Genomic DNA, 15801 nt, shown 5'->3' with positions numbered 1-15801 from the left:
TTCCCAGGCCATGACAAACATAAGGAGTGAGAAAATAGCCCCTTTTGGGTAAATGTTTTTGACGCAAATCAAGCGCTTGTCATTTAAAAAATCACACAAATTGCGCTTGATCGCAAAATTCCGTTAGAGATCATGTTCCTGGCGTTTTACTTCCTTCCACACTTCTTCCATTGCATCGAGGTCAATGCCGCTCATTTCGAGGCCGCGCGAGGCCACAATCCGCTCCACTTCACGGAAGCGTCGTTCGAATTTCACGTTCGCTTTTTGCAGCGCGGTTTCCGCTTTTACGCCGAGATGGCGCGAAAGGTTGACGGTCGCAAACAGCAGATCGCCCATCTCCTCTTCCAGTTTTGCTTCATCCACCACGGCCTGCTGCGCTTCGTGCATCACTTCGTCGATCTCTTCATGCACTTTTTCCAGCACCGGGCCGAGGGAGGTCCAGTCAAACCCTACCGCCGAACAGCGCTTTTGAATTTTATGCGCGCGCATCAGCGCGGGCAGGTTCAGGGGAATATCGTCCAGCGCCGAGTGCTGGGATTTTTCCGCGCGCTCGGCGCTTTTGATCTGCTCCCAGCGCGCCAGCACTTCGGTACTGTTGCCAGCGGTGGCATCGCCAAAGATATGCGGATGACGCCGTTCCAGCTTGTCGCTGATGGCGGCGCAGATATCGTCAAAGTTAAAGCGGCCCTCTTCCTGCGCCATCTGCGCGTAGAACACTACCTGGAACAGCAGATCGCCCAGCTCCCCGCGCAGGTCGTCGAAATCTTCGCGGGAAATCGCGTCCAGCACCTCATAGGTTTCTTCAAGGGTATACGGGGCGATGGTGGCAAAAGTTTGCTCTTTGTCCCACGGGCAGCCGTTTTCCGGGTTCCGAAGACGTTTCATGATGCCAAGCAGGCGGTCGATTTGAGTCATAGTTCTGTCCTGATAAAAAAATGCCGGGCGGCGGCCTCGCCTTACCCGGCCTACAGAAGCGTGGGATTAACCGCCGTGCAGACGGCGCGCGTCAATCACATCCGGCACCTGGTTCAGCTTGCCGAGCACGCGGCCCAGCACCTGCAGGTTATAAATTTCGATGGTCATATCGATGGTGGCAAGCTGCTCGCGGGTATCGCTGCGGCTGGCTACGCCCAGCACGTTGACCTTTTCGTTGGCGAGAATGGTCGTGATGTCGCGCAGCAGACCGCTGCGGTCGTTGGCAGTGACGCGGACCACCAGCGAGTAGCCGGCAGAGTAGCTCTCCCCCCAGACCGCTTCCACGATGCGTTCCGGCGCGTGCGACTGCAGTTCGGCAAGCTGATCGCAGTCGGAGCGGTGTATCGAGATCCCGCGCCCCTGAGTGATAAAGCCGACAATATCGTCACCCGGAATCGGCTGGCAGCAGCGGGCGATATGGTGCATCAGGTTTCCGACCCCTTCGACCACCACGCGGCCATTGTCCTTGCTGCGCTGCTGTGGGGCGTAGGTTTTTTGCTGCAGCTGCTTCAGCGCGGCCGCGTCCTGCTCTGCCGCGCTTGGCTTGTTGAACTGCGCCTGCAGGAAGTTCACCATCTGATTCAGCCGGATATCACCACCGCCAATCGCCGCCAACAGCTCGTCCAGCTCGTTGAAGTTGTAGCGCGGCAGCAGGAATTTCTCCGCCTCTTTCAGGCTAATCCCGATATGCTCCAGCTCGTCGTCCAGGATCTGGCGACCGGCGAGGATATTTTTGTCCCGATCCTGCTTACGGAACCAGGCGTGAATTTTGGAGCGCCCGCGGCTGGTGGTGACATAGCCCAGGTTCGGGTTAAGCCAGTCGCGGCTTGGGTTCGGCTGCTTCTGGGTGATAATTTCAATCTGGTCGCCCATCTGCAGCTGGTAAGTGAACGGGACGATGCGCCCGCCAATTTTCGCGCCGATGCAGCGGTGCCCCACGTCGCTGTGGATGTGGTAAGCAAAATCAAGCGGCGTGGAGCCAGCCGGCAGGTCAACCACGTCCCCTTTCGGAGTAAAGACGTAGACGCGATCGTCGAAGACCTGGCTGCGCACTTCGTCGAGCATTTCGCCGGAGTCGGCCATCTCTTCCTGCCACGCAATCAGCTTACGCAGCCAGGCGATACGATCCTCGTGACCAGTGCGAGCGCCGCCGGAGGTGCCCTCTTTATACTTCCAGTGCGCGGCCACGCCCAGCTCGGCGTCTTCGTGCATCTGCCTGGTACGGATCTGAATTTCCACCGTTTTGCCGCCAGGGCCGAGCACCACGGTATGAATAGACTGGTAGCCGTTCGGTTTCGGGTTGGCGACATAGTCATCAAACTCGTCCGGCAAATGGCGGAAATGGGTGTGTACGATCCCCAGCGCGGCGTAGCAGTCCTGCAAACGTTCCGCCACGATACGCACGGCGCGCACGTCGAACAGCTCGTCAAAGGCGAGATGTTTCTTCTGCATTTTGCGCCAGATGCTGTAGATATGCTTAGGACGACCGTAAACCTCGGCGCGCACATTCTCCTCTTTCATCGCCTGGCGCAGCCCGCCGACAAACTCGTCGATATAGTGCTCGCGGTCGATGCGGCGTTCGTGCAGCAGTTTTGCAATGCGCTTGTATTCCGCCGGATGCAGGTAGCGGAAGCAGTAATCTTCCAGCTCCCACTTCAGCTGGCCGATACCCAGGCGGTTCGCCAGCGGCGCATAGATGTTGGTACACTCTTTGGCGGCCAGAACGCGCTCGTCTTCCGGCGCATCCTTCACTTCGCGCAGGTGGGCAATACGTTCCGCCAGCTTGATAACCACGCAGCGGAAATCATCCACCATCGCCAGCAGCATGCGGCGAACGTTATCGACCTGCTCGGAAGAGACGGAATCCGTTTGTGCGGCCTTCAGCTGGCGGATGGCGGCCATGTCACGTACGCCGTGAATAAGCGCCACAACGGGCTGGCCGACGCTCTCACGCAGCACGTCTTCGGTTACCACGTCGGCGTCCGCAAGCGGGAACAGCAGCGCGGCCTGCAGCGTTTCGATATCCATGTTCAGCATGGATAAAATTTCTACCATCTCCACGCCGCGCCACAGCAGCAGTTCAGCGTCCGGATGTCCCTGCGTAGTCCGTAAACAATAGGCCCAGGTTTCGGTTAAGCGTTCACACGACTGCTGGCTGGAAATCCCCAGACTTGCGATCCATTTTTGAGGGTCAAACTCACCAGCTTTATTTAAATGTGCACTTCTTACCGCAACCATCGTCCTCTCCTTTAGGGACAAGGGCCTGTCGAAGTCGACAAGCCAAACTCATTAGATGTGCTCAAACAACACCATCGATTCCAGATGTCCAGTGTGCGGGAACATGTCCAGCATTGCCAGACGCCGAATCTGGTAACCCCCGCTCAATAATGCTTCACTGTCCCGGGCAAGCGTCGCCGGATTACAGGAAACATAGACCACGCGTTCAGGCGCGAGTTTAATTATATGTTGCATCACGCCCGGCGCACCCGCGCGCGCCGGATCGAGCAGGATCTTATCGAAACCCTGCTTAGCCCACGGTTGCTGCGTGACATCTTCCTCCAGATTTTGATGAAAGAATGTCACATTTTGCAACCCGTTCTGTTGGGCGTTCTCCTGGCCTTTCGCCACCAGCGCCTCAACGCCCTCCACCCCGACCACGCTCTCTGCTCTGCGGGCCAGCGGCAGGGTGAAGTTTCCCATACCGCAGAACAGATCGAGCACCCGATCGGTTGGCTGTACGTCAAGCAACGCCAGCGCGTTTGCTACCATCTGCTGGTTTACGCCGTCGTTAACCTGGATAAAATCCCGCGGGCTGAACGTTAAGCGTAGCCCGTCTGACGCATACCAGGGGGCTTCTCCCGTTACCTGCTCAAGTATCTCGCTCTGCGGCGCGAGGAAAAGCGCAAGCTCGTGAGAATGCGAAAAGCGTTCCAGTTTTTCGCGATCTTTCTTCGACAGCGGCGCGGTATGGCGCAGCACCATCAGCGGACCGTTGTTTGCCAGCACCAGTTCGACATGGCCCAGCGAACGCACGCCATCCAGCGATGCAAGACAGTGGTGCACATCCGGAAGCAGTGCCTCAAGATGGGGAGCCAAAACAGGGCAGCGCGCGATATTGACGATATCGCTGGAGCCGGCTTTACGAAAACCCATCTCCAGCCGCCCGGTTTTTGGCTGATAGCTGAGGCTCAGGCGAGCGCGGCGGCGGTAGCCCCACGGCTGGTCAGCAACAACGTCACTGACGTCGTGTTTTAGCAGGCGAGCCAGCGCGCTGCTTTTACTTTTTTGCTGTAATTCTGTGCTGGCATGCTGTTGCTGACAGCCGCCGCAGACGCCAAAATGGGGGCAGCGAGGCGTTACGCGATCCGGGCTATCGCCAAGACGGCGTTTGACCTGGCCGCGCGCGTACTGGCGTTTGTCTTCCGTCAGCGTAATTTCTGCTCGTTCTCCTGGCAGCAAACCTGTGATAAACAGGGTCTTACCATTGTGACGTGCCACCCCCTATCCGAAAGGATCGAGGTCCGTGGCTTCAACAGTTATGATCTGACGCGTCGTCACGCGTCGTTTTGCAGAGTAGAATTGCGCCATCGCCGAGATTTTTCTCAAATAAACATAATTAGCCTGATTGTCCCATAACGGAACTCCATGACCAACTACAGCCTGCGCGCGCGCATGATGATTTTGATCCTCGCTCCTACCGTTCTTATCGGTTTGCTGCTGAGCATCTTCTTTGTGGTGCACCGCTACAACGATCTGCAGAGGCAGCTTGAAGATGCCGGTGCCAGCATTATCGAACCGCTGGCCGTCTCCAGCGAGTACGGCATGAACCTGCAAAACCGCGAATCCATTGGTCAGTTAATCAGCGTGCTGCACCGCCGGCATTCAGAGATTGTCCGCGCCATTTCCGTTTACGACGAGCATAACCGGCTGTTCGTGACCTCGAATTTTCATCTCGATCCCACGTCGCTGAAAATCCCGGAAGGTACCCCCTTCCCGCGCCATCTCACGGTTCTTAGGCGCGGCGATATCATGATCCTGCGTACGCCGATCGTCTCGGAAAGCTATTCACCTGATGAATCTGCCCAGTCCGATGCCAAGTCCAGCAACAATATGCTGGGATATGTGGCGCTGGAGCTGGATCTCAAGTCGGTGCGTCTCCAGCAGTACAAAGAAATATTCATTTCCGGCGTGATGATGCTCTTTTGTATCGGTATCGCGCTGATCTTCGGCTGGCGACTGATGCGCGACGTCACGGGACCTATCCGCAACATGGTGAATACCGTTGACCGGATCCGCCGCGGCCAGCTCGACAGCCGCGTAGAAGGCTTTATGCTCGGCGAACTGGATATGCTGAAAAACGGCATCAACTCAATGGCAATGTCGCTGGCGGCCTATCACGAAGAGATGCAGCACAACGTTGACCAGGCCACGTCGGACCTGCGTGAAACGCTGGAGCAGATGGAGATCCAGAACGTGGAGCTGGATCTGGCGAAAAAACGCGCGCAGGAGGCGGCGCGCATTAAGTCTGAGTTCCTGGCGAACATGTCGCACGAGCTGCGTACGCCGCTTAACGGGGTGATTGGCTTTACCCGCCTGACGCTCAAAAGCGAGCTGAATCCGACCCAGCGTGACCACCTGCATACCATTGAACGCTCGGCCAATAACCTGCTGACCATTATTAACGACGTGCTGGACTTCTCGAAGCTGGAAGCGGGCAAGCTGATTCTGGAAAGCATCCCGTTCCCGCTGCGCAGCACGCTGGATGACGTGGTCACGCTGCTTGCCCACTCCTCGCACGATAAAGGGCTGGAGCTGACGCTCAATATCAAAAACGACGTGCCGGATAACGTCATTGGCGACCCGCTGCGCCTGCAGCAGGTTATTACCAATCTGGTGGGCAACGCGATTAAGTTCACCGAGAGCGGCAATATTGACATCCTGGTCGAAAAACGGGCGCTCAGTAATAATAAGGTTCAGATAGAAGTGCAGATCCGCGATACCGGTATTGGCATACCGGAGCGCGATCAGTCGCGTCTGTTCCAGGCTTTCCGCCAGGCCGATGCGAGTATCTCCCGTCGCCACGGCGGAACGGGCCTGGGGCTGGTGATCACCCAAAAACTGGTGAAAGAGATGGGGGGCGATATCTCCTTCCACAGCCAGCCTAACCGGGGCTCAACCTTCTGGTTCCATATCAATCTCGATCTTAACCCGAACGTGCAGACCGACGGCCCGGTCACCGACTGCCTGAAAGGGATGCGTCTGGCCTATGTGGAACCTAACGCCGCCGCGGCGCAGTGTACGCTGGATGTGTTGAGCACTACGCCGCTGGAGGTGGTCTACAGCCCGACCTTCTCCGCGCTGGCGAGCGATCATTACGATATCCTGCTGATGGGTATTCCGGTGACGTTTACCGGCGAGCTGACCATGCAGCAGGAGCGCCTGGCGAAGGCGGCTTCCATGACGGACTACCTGCTGCTGGCTCTGCCGTGTCACGCGCAAATCAACGCCGAAGAGCTGAAAAACGACGGGGCGGCGGCGTGTCTTCTGAAACCGCTCACCGCAACCCGGCTGCTGCCTGCGTTGACCGAGTATTGTCGCCTGACGCACCAGCCCCTTCTGCCGGCGAACGATGAGCACAAGCTCCCGATGACGGTGATGGCAGTAGACGACAACCCGGCAAACCTGAAGCTGATTGGCGTGCTGCTTGAGGATCAGGTTCAGCACGTGGAGCTGTGTACCAACGGTGCCGAAGCCGTTGAACAGGCCAAACAGATGCAGTTCGACCTGATCCTGATGGATATTCAGATGCCGGGAATGGACGGCATCCGCGCCTGTGAGCTGATCCGCCAGCTTCCGCACCAGCAGCAGACGCCGGTAATTGCCGTGACGGCGCACGCGATGGCCGGGCAAAAGGAGAAGCTGCTGGGTGCGGGCATGAACGATTATCTGGCGAAACCGATCGACGAAGAGAAGCTGCACAGCCTGCTGCTGCGCTACAAGCCGGGACATATTGGCGGGACATACACCGTTTCAGCTGAATCGCCGGAGATCGGCGTGAACCAGAATGCCACGTTCGACTGGCAGCTGGCGCTGCGCCAGGCGGCGGGCAAAGCCGATCTGGCAAGGGATATGCTGCAAATGCTGGTGGACTTCCTGCCGGAAATACGGAACAAGGTTGAAGAGCAGCTGGTGGGAGAAAACCCTGACGGGCTGCTGGAAGCCATTCATAAGCTGCACGGTAGCTGCGGCTACAGCGGCGTACCGCGGCTGAAAAATCTCTGCCAGCTGCTTGAGCAGCAGCTACGCGCGGGAACGCCAGAGTCAGAGCTTGAACCGGAGTTCCTGGAGCTGCTGGACGAGATGGACAATGTGACGCGGGAAGCGATGAAGGTATTAGGAAACTAGCGCTGGTGAGGCCTCAGGGCAAAGGATAAAGGCCGCACCAACACCCCCCTCGCCCCTTTGGGGAGAGGGTCAGGGTGAGGGGAAACTACATCCCCTGCCCCATTTTCAGCACCGCCGCAATATTTCGTGCGGCCATCTGCACGTTCCGTTGCGCATTTTCCAGCGCATCTTCCAGAGAACAGATGGTGTATATCACACTGAATACGGCATCCAGCCCGTGCTCGTGCACCACGCCAACGTCCGCCGTCAGGCTGCCAGCAATGCCGATAACCGGTTTGTTATAGCGTTTCGCGACTCGCGCCACGCCAACGGGCACCTTACCGTGGATCGTCTGGCTGTCGATGCGGCCTTCACCGGTGATCACCAGATCGGCGTTCGCAACCTGTTCATCAAGATGCAGCGCATCAGTGACAATCTCAATGCCCTGACGCAGCTGCGCGCCGCAAAATGCATACAGCGCGGCGCCCATTCCGCCCGCCGCGCCGCCGCCCGCGAGGTTTAAGACGTCAATATCCAGATCCCGGGCGATGATCTGTGCGTAATGGGCAAGCGCGTTATCCAGCGTCCCGATCATTTCCGGCGTCGCCCCTTTCTGCGGGCCAAATACCGCTGAGGCGCCGGCTTCACCGATCAGGGGATTGGTCACATCACAGGCCACTTCAATTCGACACGCGGCCAGCCGCTTATCCAGCCCGCCCACGTCAATATGCGTAAGGCTTGCCAGTTCGCCGCCGCCCGGCCCTACCGGCTGCCCGCTGGCATCCAGCAGTTTTACGCCCAGCGCCTGCACCATGCCCGCGCCGCCGTCGTTGGTCGCGCTGCCGCCAATGCCAATAATGATATGCTTAACGCCTGCGTCAAGCGCATGACGGATGAGCTCGCCGGTCCCCCACGAGGTGGTGACCAGCGGATTACGCCTGGCGGGAGGCACCAGCTCCAGACCGCTCGCCGCCGCCATCTCGATAAACGCGCTTTTACCGTCTCCGGATAAGCCGAAGAACCCCTCGACACGTTCACCCAGGGGGCCGGTGACGGGAACATGGACAATGCGCCCATGAGTGGCTGCCACCATGGCGTCTACCGCCCCTTCGCCGCCGTCGGCAACCGGCAATTTGACATAGTCAGCTGACGGGAAAATTTCGCGAAAACCGTCCTCTATCGCTGTCGCCACCTCAAGCGCGCTCAAGCTTTCCTTATACGAGTCCGGAGCGATTACAATTTTCATAAGCCATCCTTACGCATGGTTAGTTACGTTAAGCATACACCACGTAAGGGACCGCTCGTGGGAGCGGTCCCAATGCGCTTATCGTACCATGCACGGACGTTTATTGTCGAATGTCCACTCAGGGATCAGGTACTGCATTGCCAGCGCATCGTCACGCGCGCCCAGCCCGTGTTTCTGATACAGCTCATGTGCTTTCATCACCTGATCCATATCCAGCTCAACGCCCAGGCCCGGCGTGGAAGGAACCTGCACCATGCCGCCTTTGATCTCAAACGGCCGTTTGGTCAGGCGCTGGTTGCCCTCCTGCCAGATCCAGTGGGTATCAATTGCGGTGATCTTGCCCGGCGCAGCGGCCGCCACGTGGGTGAACATCGCCAGCGAGATATCGAAGTGGTTGTTGGAGTGCGAACCCCAGGTCAGGCCAAACTCGTGGCACATCTGCGCCACGCGAACCGAGCCCTGCATCGTCCAGAAGTGCGGATCTGCCAGCGGGATATCCACCGACTGCAGGGAGAGCGTATGCCCCATCTGACGCCAGTCGGTCGCGATCATGTTGGTGGCGGTTGGCAGTCCGGTGGCGCGACGGAACTCCGCCATAACCTCACGCCCGGAGTAACCCTGCTCTGCGCCGCACGGATCTTCCGCGTAGGCCAGCACGCCTTTTAGCTGCTTACCTATTTTGATGGCTTCATCAAGGGACCAGGCACCGTTCGGATCCAGCGTCACGCGCGCCTGCGGGAAGCGCTTCGCCAGCGCGGCGATTGCCTCCGCTTCTTCCTCACCGGCCAGCACGCCGCCTTTCAGCTTGAAGTCATTAAAACCGCATTTTTCATACGCGGCTTCTGCCAGGCGCACCACCGCGTCCGGGGTCATCGCTTCATCGTGGCGTACACGGTACCAGTCGCATTTTTCGTCCGGCTGGCTCTGGTACGGCAGCGGGGTCAGCTTGCGGTTGCCGATAAAGAACAGGTAACCGAGCATCTCCACTTCGCTACGCTGCTGGCCGTCACCCAGCAGGGATGCGACGTTAACGCCCAGATGCTGGCCTAACAGATCCAGCATTGCGGCCTCGATGCCCGTCACCACGTGAATGGTGGTACGCAGATCAAACGTTTGCAGACCACGACCGCCCGCATCGCGATCGGCAAAGGTGTTACGCACGCTGTTCAGAACGTTTTTGTATTCCCCCAGCGTTTTGCCCACCACCAGCGGAACGGCGTCTTCCAGCGTTTTACGGATCTTCTCCCCGCCCGGGATTTCACCCACACCGGTGTGCCCGGAGTTGTCCTTGATCACCACAATATTGCGGGTGAAGAACGGCGCGTGAGCGCCGCTCAGGTTCATCAACATGCTGTCATGTCCCGCGACGGGGATAATCTGCATGGAGGTGACTACAGGGGTGGAAAAAGTGCTCATCGTTCGATCCTTTTATCAGTGACGTCCAAAAACAGGGCGCTTACGGTCAAATGTCCAGCCGGGGATAAGGTACTGCATCGGGCCCGCGTCGTTGCGCGCGCCGCCCGGCAGTTTTTTATACGCTTCATGCGCCTGGTGGATCCGATCCCAGTCAGGCTCCACGCCCAGCCCCGGCGCATCCGGTACGGCGATGCTGCCGTTTTTGATTTCAAGCGGATTCCTGGTCAGGCGCGCTTCGCCTTCCTGCCAGATCCAGTGCGTATCAATGGCGGTCGGGTTGCCCGGAGCCGCCGCGCCAACGTGGGTAAACATCGCCAGCGAAATGTCGAAATGGTTATTGGAGTGGCAGCCCCAGGTGAGCCCCCAGTCATCGCACAGCTGCGCCACGCGCACCGCGCCGGAAAGGGTCCAGAAGTGCGGGTCCGCCAGCGGAATGTCCACCGCATTCAGCATCACCGCATGGCCCATTTCGCGCCAGTTGGTGGCGATCATATTGGTCGCGACCGGCAGCCCGGTGGCGCGTCGGAACTCCGCCATCACTTCGCGGCCGGAGAAGCCCTGTTCCGCGCCGCACGGATCTTCCGCGTAGGTCAGCACGTCGCCAAGCCCTTTACACAGCGCGATGGCTTCATCCAGCAGCCATGCGCCGTTCGGATCGACGGTGATGCGCGCCTCCGGAAAACGCTTTTTCAACGCGCGCACGCTGTCAATCTCCTGCTCGCCCGGCAGGACGCCGCCTTTCAGCTTGAAGTCCTTAAAGCCGTAGCGATCCTGCGCCGCTTCCGCCAGGCGCACTACCGCGTCGGCGGAAAGCGCCTCCTGGTGACGCAGGTGATACCACTCGTGGCTGCCCGGCGAGCGCTCCAGATACGGCAGATCGGTTTTTGTCCGGTCGCCGACATAGAACAGATAGCCCAGCACCGTTACCGCATCACGCTGTTTGCCAGGCCCCAGCAGCTCGCAGACCGGCACGTTCAGCGCCTTGCCGAGTAAATCGAGGAGAGCCGCCTCCAGGGCCGCCACCGCGTTAACGCGCAGCTCAAACGTCCAGGCGCCTTTTCCGAAGGTGTCAAAATCCGCCGACTGGTTACCCTTGTGCACCCGCTGAACCACCCTGTTCAGGCGGGCGACCTCCTGCCCAACGACCTGCGGGACGGCATCGACCAGCGTCTGGTAAATCACCTCTCCGCCCGGCGCTTCACCCACGCCGGTATTGCCTGCGCTGTCGGTCAGCACCACGATATTACGGGTAAACCAGGCGTTATGCGCGCCCCCAATGTTGAGCAGCATGCTGTCCTGCCCCGCCACCGGGATAACCTTCATCTCAGTGACGACCGGGCTTGATTGCGTTGTCATCATCCGCGCTCCACGACAGGTTTGAGTTCGATACGCTTGATGTCGCCCACCAGTACCAGATAGCTGAGCACCGCTACCAGCGCATGGACACCAACGTAAATCAGCGCGCCATTGAAGGAGCCGGTTGTGCCGACGATGTAGCCGATCGCGATTGGGGTGACAATGCCGGAAATGTTGCCAAACATGTTGAACAGGCCGCCGCTCAGGCCGCTGATCTCTTTCGGCGCGGTATCTGCCATCACCGCCCAGCCCAGCGCGCCAATGCCTTTACCGAAGAAGGCCATCGCCATAAAGCCGATGATCATCCACTCCGCGCTGACGTAGTTGCAGAACACCATGGTCATGGAGAGCAGCATGCCGAGCACGATTGGCGTTTTACGCGCAATATTCAGCGAACCGGTACGGCGCATCAGCCAGTCGGAAATGACCCCGCCGAGCACTCCGCCCACGAAGCCGCAGATGGCCGGAACGGAGGCGACGAAGCCCGCCTTCAGAATCGACATGCCGCGCGCCTGCACCAGGTAAACCGGGAACCAGGTGATGAAGAAGTAGGTCAAGGCGTTGATGCAGTACTGGCCGAGATAGATACCGATCATCATGCGTGTGCCGACGAGCTGTTTGATCTGCGCCCATTTCTGGCTGAACGGAACTTTGGCTTTTTGGGTTTTCTGATCCATGTTGATCAGCGCCCCGCCTTCAGCAATGTAGTCCAGCTCCTTCTTGTTTACGCCCGGGTGCTGGTTCGGTTCGTGGATCACTTTCAGCCAGACAAAGCTGATAACGATCCCCAGTCCACCCATGAAGAAGAAGACGTGTGACCAGCCCACCTCGTGCGTCAGCCAGCCCATGATTGGCGCGAAAATAACCGTCGCGAAGTATTGCGCAGAGTTGAAGATGGCTACCGCCGTTCCCCTCTCCTGCGCCGGGAACCAGGCTGCCACAATACGGCTGTTACCGGGGAAGGATGGCGCTTCCGCTAAGCCCACCAGGAAGCGGAGGGTAAACAGCGCAATGATAATGCCGAAGCCGCTAAAGATATCGACGAAGCCCTGCAGCAGGGTAAACATCGACCAGATAAAGATGGACCAGAAGTAGACCCGCTTGGAGCCGAAGCGGTCCAGCAGCCAGCCGCCAGGAATTTGGCCGATAACATAGGCCCATGAAAATGCGGAGAAAACATAACCCATACCAACCGGATCGAGCCCGATATCTTTTGCCATTTCAGAACCGGCAATCGACAGCGTCGCGCGGTCGCCGTAGTTAAAGGATGTGACGATAAACAGCATCACCACTATCCAGTAGCGAGCATTGGTACGCTTTTCAGCGCTGCTCGCCGCCTGGCTTAATGTACTCATAGTTGCACTCCTGAATCATAGCTTTCGCCTGGTTCATTCTGTACGGCACCTGTAGGGTAATCAGAATGAGAGAGTTGTATTGGATCGTTTTGGTACGGCCTTGAGCCGTTTTATAGTGACGGGAAAAGTATATGAAGGAGTGACGCGTTCTCTCACCGTGCAAAAACACAGTATTGAAGGGTGTGTGAGAGGTTGTTTATGGCATAAGCCCAAGGAAGTGGAAGGTGGTTCACGGAATTGGGGTCTGGGGCGGGCTGTATGGCCGGGTGGCGGCTACGCCTTACCCGGCCTGCGTGTCGTATCGTCAGGGTTATTTCAGCAGGGTTGCCCAGCGTTCAACCCACGGATTTGACTCGCTTTCTGGTTCAGGATGCTCACCGGCATCAATCAGCAACATTTCGCCGACGCGCTGAGCGCTCTGTTCCTGCAACAGCGCGTCGAACTGCTTGCCGCCGCCGCAGAAGTTAGCATAGGAGCTGTCACCCAGCGCGATGATGCCGTAACGCACGTCTGGCTGGTAGCCAAGCCGATCTTTTATCCCCTGGAAAAGCGGCATGATGCTGTCCGGCAGATCGCCCTGCCCCGTGGTAGACGTCACGATGAGGATGTAGTTGTCTTTGTATTTTTCCCAGTCCTCCAGCTGCGGATCTTCATAGACCGTCGCCTTATGGCCCTGATTTGCGAGGATCGCTTCCGCTTCCTCCGCCACCAGCAGCGAGTTGCCGTACATCGTGCCGACAAAAATGCCTACTTCAGCCATGCTTTGCTCCCGTAATTATTGCGCCTGCCGTTCATCCTGAACGTTGCCTGCGGCAAACTCAACCCTTTCATTTTCGGGGAGTTGTCCCAGCCAGCCAAACTGTGACAGCGCCTGCATCCAGACATCGTCCAGCCCCGCGCGGAGAGTCAGCGGTTCGCCGGTGAACGGGTGCGTCAGGCACAGCTCGCTGGCGTGCAGCATCAGCCGGTTACAGCCGAAGTGCTCTGCCGCGCTGCGGTTCTGGCGCAGATCGCCGTGCTTGCTGTCGCCGATGATTGGATGGCGCAGGTGCGCAAGGTGACGACGAAGCTGGTGCTTGCGCCCGGTTTTGGGCAAAAGCTCAACCAGGCTGTAGCGCGTGGCGGGAAATTTACCGGTCGCCACCGGCAGCTCGACGGTCGCCATCCCGCGATAATCGGTCACCGCTGGCTGCGGGCCTTTATCATCACGGGCAAACTTATCGGCGATTTTATCCAGTTCCTCCACCAGCGGATAATCAAGCGTGGCGGCGTCCGTCAGCCAGCCGCGCGCAATAGCGTGGTAGCGTTTCTGGATCTGGTGCTGTTCAAACTGCTGCGCCAGCAGACGCCCGGCCTCACTGGACAGCCCCATCAGCAGCACGCCGGAGGTTGGCCGGTCCAGACGATGGGCGGTAAAGACATGCTGACCGATCTGATCGCGCACGGTCTGCATGACCACGACCTTCTCATCGCGATCGAGCCAGCTTCTGTGCACCAGCCGGCCGGACGGCTTATTCACCGCCACGAGCCACTCATCCTGATACAGGATCTCAAGCGTCATGCATCGTCACCGGCGAAAAGCGCATCCAGCTTTTCCAGCTCCGCCAGCATCACTGCGCGCGCCGGGTGGGTCGCTTCCAGTGCCATTTCGTAATAAGGGGAGACGGCAAACGACTGTGGCAACGCGTGGCCACCTTCCAGCAGCGCGTGCATGCGCGGAAGTAATACCCACTGGAGCCACTCGAACGGGGCCAGGGTATCCAGACAAAACGGCTGGGTGCTGGCGAACGCTTCCGGCTGCGGCGCGTTATCCTGCCACAGCTGATGCTGGCGCATAAGGGCTTCGATGGCGTGCAGCTGTGCACGAACGCTATCGTGATGCGTCATAGTAACCTCAACTGAAAAACGGAATGGCGCGAAGCATAGCATTGCGGAAGTCAGAAATAAAAAAAGGGAGCACTGTAAAAACAGTGCTCCCGGTTCGTTTCGCAGCAATCCAGCTACAATACGTGCTCCCTGCTCATCCGTGACAACTTTTCCTGATGCCCGAAGGCCTGGTCATCCGTTTACCTTTTGCATCCTGCACACATCATCCTGACGTGTATGTTTCATCCTGAAACGTCCTGGCCATCCTGACCCACCGACCATCCTGACCGGCTCTCGTTCTCCTTCCTGGAGGTGTCCCTTACGCATCCTGCGTGCTCCACTTCGCTTCATCCTGAAGCCTTCCTGCGGCGTCATCCTGACGTGTTCCTGTTAAGAAACGCCATCATCCTGATGTTCGTTTCTCGTGTCGGCGTCCTGTCGACAGAGATAGAATCCGCTATTCTGCTTCGTCTTACAACCCACCCTGTAAGCAATGTAAGCCAGACGAAACGGGGGATATCGTTTACGAAAAGCGCTAACCTGTTGAAACCGAAGTTAATATTATTCTGAAATCCCTAAGACAATACTAATTGTTTCGGCGATGTCTCACAGAGCGTGTAAGAGATCTCTCACACACACAGTAGCATCATGGATTACAGAAGCGGCTCAAGTCGGTTAAGGAAATCCGCAAGGGAAGGCGCGAGAACATCGCGATTGCGGGTGCCGAGCGTCTCTTTAATGACCTCGCCAGACAGGTTGCAGACGGAAATAACGTCCAGTTCACTGTCGAGCGTCGCAATAAAGAGAGTCGGAGAGAGCTTAAGGCGTTTTTGCGTGACCAGGTGACCGATGAGGTTTTCCTGAACGCGCTGGAGATCGCCCTCGCTCCAGGTTTGCAGCAGCGTCAGCGGCTGCTCAGCAAAGCATGCGCTCATATCCCCGGCAAGCTGCGTGGTATAAAACGCATGAAGCGCAGGTTGTATCACAATGTCCATGGCGCGTTCAACCGCCTTTACGTTCTGCTCGCCGGTAAACGGTTTCGGCTGCCAGATAACGTAATCATCCTGCGAAGAGATAATGCACGGTGACGGCACGCCATGCAGTTCGGTACTTTGCGGCCACGTCCCCTGCTTTTCATGCCAGGCATCGCAATAGCGGGTCGTGAAGGTTGTCAGGGCATTTGCAGTTTCGATATCCACCGAT

Annotated in this window: 11 protein-coding genes and 1 pseudogene; 1 reads left to right on the top strand and 11 read right to left on the bottom strand. The window is 58.2% G+C overall.

Annotation, left to right across the window (positions count from 1 at the left end; all coding sequences use genetic code 11):
• Positions 1-123: 123 nt before the first annotated feature.
• From mazG to rlmD, 3 genes and pseudogenes are all read right to left on the bottom strand, one after another.
• Positions 124-915, bottom strand: a complete 792-nt coding sequence (gene mazG / locus HWQ14_RS09780; protein ID WP_176609596.1) for a nucleoside triphosphate pyrophosphohydrolase — start codon at positions 913-915, stop codon at positions 124-126.
• A gap of 66 nt (positions 916-981) precedes the next feature.
• Positions 982-3213, bottom strand: a complete 2232-nt coding sequence (relA, locus tag HWQ14_RS09775) for a GTP diphosphokinase (RefSeq protein ID WP_148421191.1) — start codon at positions 3211-3213, stop codon at positions 982-984.
• Between the two features lie 51 nt (positions 3214-3264).
• Positions 3265-4563 (bottom strand): annotated as a pseudogene (gene rlmD / locus HWQ14_RS09770) (23S rRNA (uracil(1939)-C(5))-methyltransferase RlmD).
• Positions 4564-4620: 57 nt separating this feature from the next.
• Here rlmD and barA point away from each other — a divergent pair.
• The gene (barA, locus tag HWQ14_RS09765; RefSeq protein WP_148421187.1) at positions 4621-7380 is read left to right on the top strand and encodes a two-component sensor histidine kinase BarA; all 2760 of its coding nucleotides are present in this window, start codon (positions 4621-4623) and stop codon (positions 7378-7380) included.
• An 85-nt stretch (positions 7381-7465) separates the two neighbouring features.
• Here barA and HWQ14_RS09760 read toward each other — a convergent pair whose 3' ends face one another.
• The 8 genes from HWQ14_RS09760 to syd all read right to left on the bottom strand — a co-directional run bounded on the left by HWQ14_RS09760 (position 7466) and on the right by syd (position 15797).
• On the bottom strand, positions 7466-8605 hold the full coding sequence (locus HWQ14_RS09760; protein ID WP_176609595.1) for a glycerate kinase: 1140 nt from the start codon (positions 8603-8605) through the stop codon (positions 7466-7468).
• A gap of 78 nt (positions 8606-8683) precedes the next feature.
• Complete coding sequence (gene gudD / locus HWQ14_RS09755) at positions 8684-10021, bottom strand: glucarate dehydratase (protein ID WP_176609594.1); 1338 nt, start codon at positions 10019-10021, stop codon at positions 8684-8686.
• 15 nt (positions 10022-10036) lie between these two features.
• On the bottom strand, positions 10037-11377 hold the full coding sequence (locus HWQ14_RS09750) for an enolase C-terminal domain-like protein (RefSeq protein WP_176611178.1): 1341 nt from the start codon (positions 11375-11377) through the stop codon (positions 10037-10039).
• Positions 11377-12732 carry a galactarate/glucarate/glycerate transporter GudP gene (gudP, locus tag HWQ14_RS09745; protein ID WP_148421181.1) on the bottom strand — a complete coding sequence of 452 codons (1356 nt, stop codon included), beginning with the start codon at positions 12730-12732 and terminating at the stop codon, positions 11377-11379. The genes HWQ14_RS09750 and gudP overlap by 1 nt, the downstream gene beginning before the upstream one ends.
• A gap of 310 nt (positions 12733-13042) precedes the next feature.
• Positions 13043-13492 (bottom strand): flavodoxin, encoded by a 450-nt coding sequence (locus HWQ14_RS09740; protein WP_148421179.1) that lies wholly within the window; start codon positions 13490-13492, stop codon positions 13043-13045.
• 15 nt (positions 13493-13507) lie between these two features.
• Positions 13508-14293, bottom strand: a complete 786-nt coding sequence (gene truC, locus HWQ14_RS09735; protein WP_176609593.1) for a tRNA pseudouridine(65) synthase TruC — start codon at positions 14291-14293, stop codon at positions 13508-13510.
• Positions 14290-14619 carry a YqcC family protein gene (locus HWQ14_RS09730; RefSeq protein ID WP_148421175.1) on the bottom strand — a complete coding sequence of 110 codons (330 nt, stop codon included), beginning with the start codon at positions 14617-14619 and terminating at the stop codon, positions 14290-14292. The genes truC and HWQ14_RS09730 overlap by 4 nt, the downstream gene beginning before the upstream one ends.
• A gap of 632 nt (positions 14620-15251) precedes the next feature.
• Positions 15252-15797, bottom strand: a complete 546-nt coding sequence (syd, locus tag HWQ14_RS09725; protein WP_176609592.1) for a SecY-interacting protein — start codon at positions 15795-15797, stop codon at positions 15252-15254.
• Positions 15798-15801 lie beyond the last annotated feature (4 nt).

Source organism: Enterobacter cloacae, from assembly GCF_013375935.1.
Lineage (GTDB): Bacteria > Pseudomonadota > Gammaproteobacteria > Enterobacterales > Enterobacteriaceae > Enterobacter > Enterobacter pasteurii.
The sequence above is the reverse complement of the archived record's forward strand: the minus strand, read 5'-3'. Positions and strand labels throughout refer to the sequence as shown.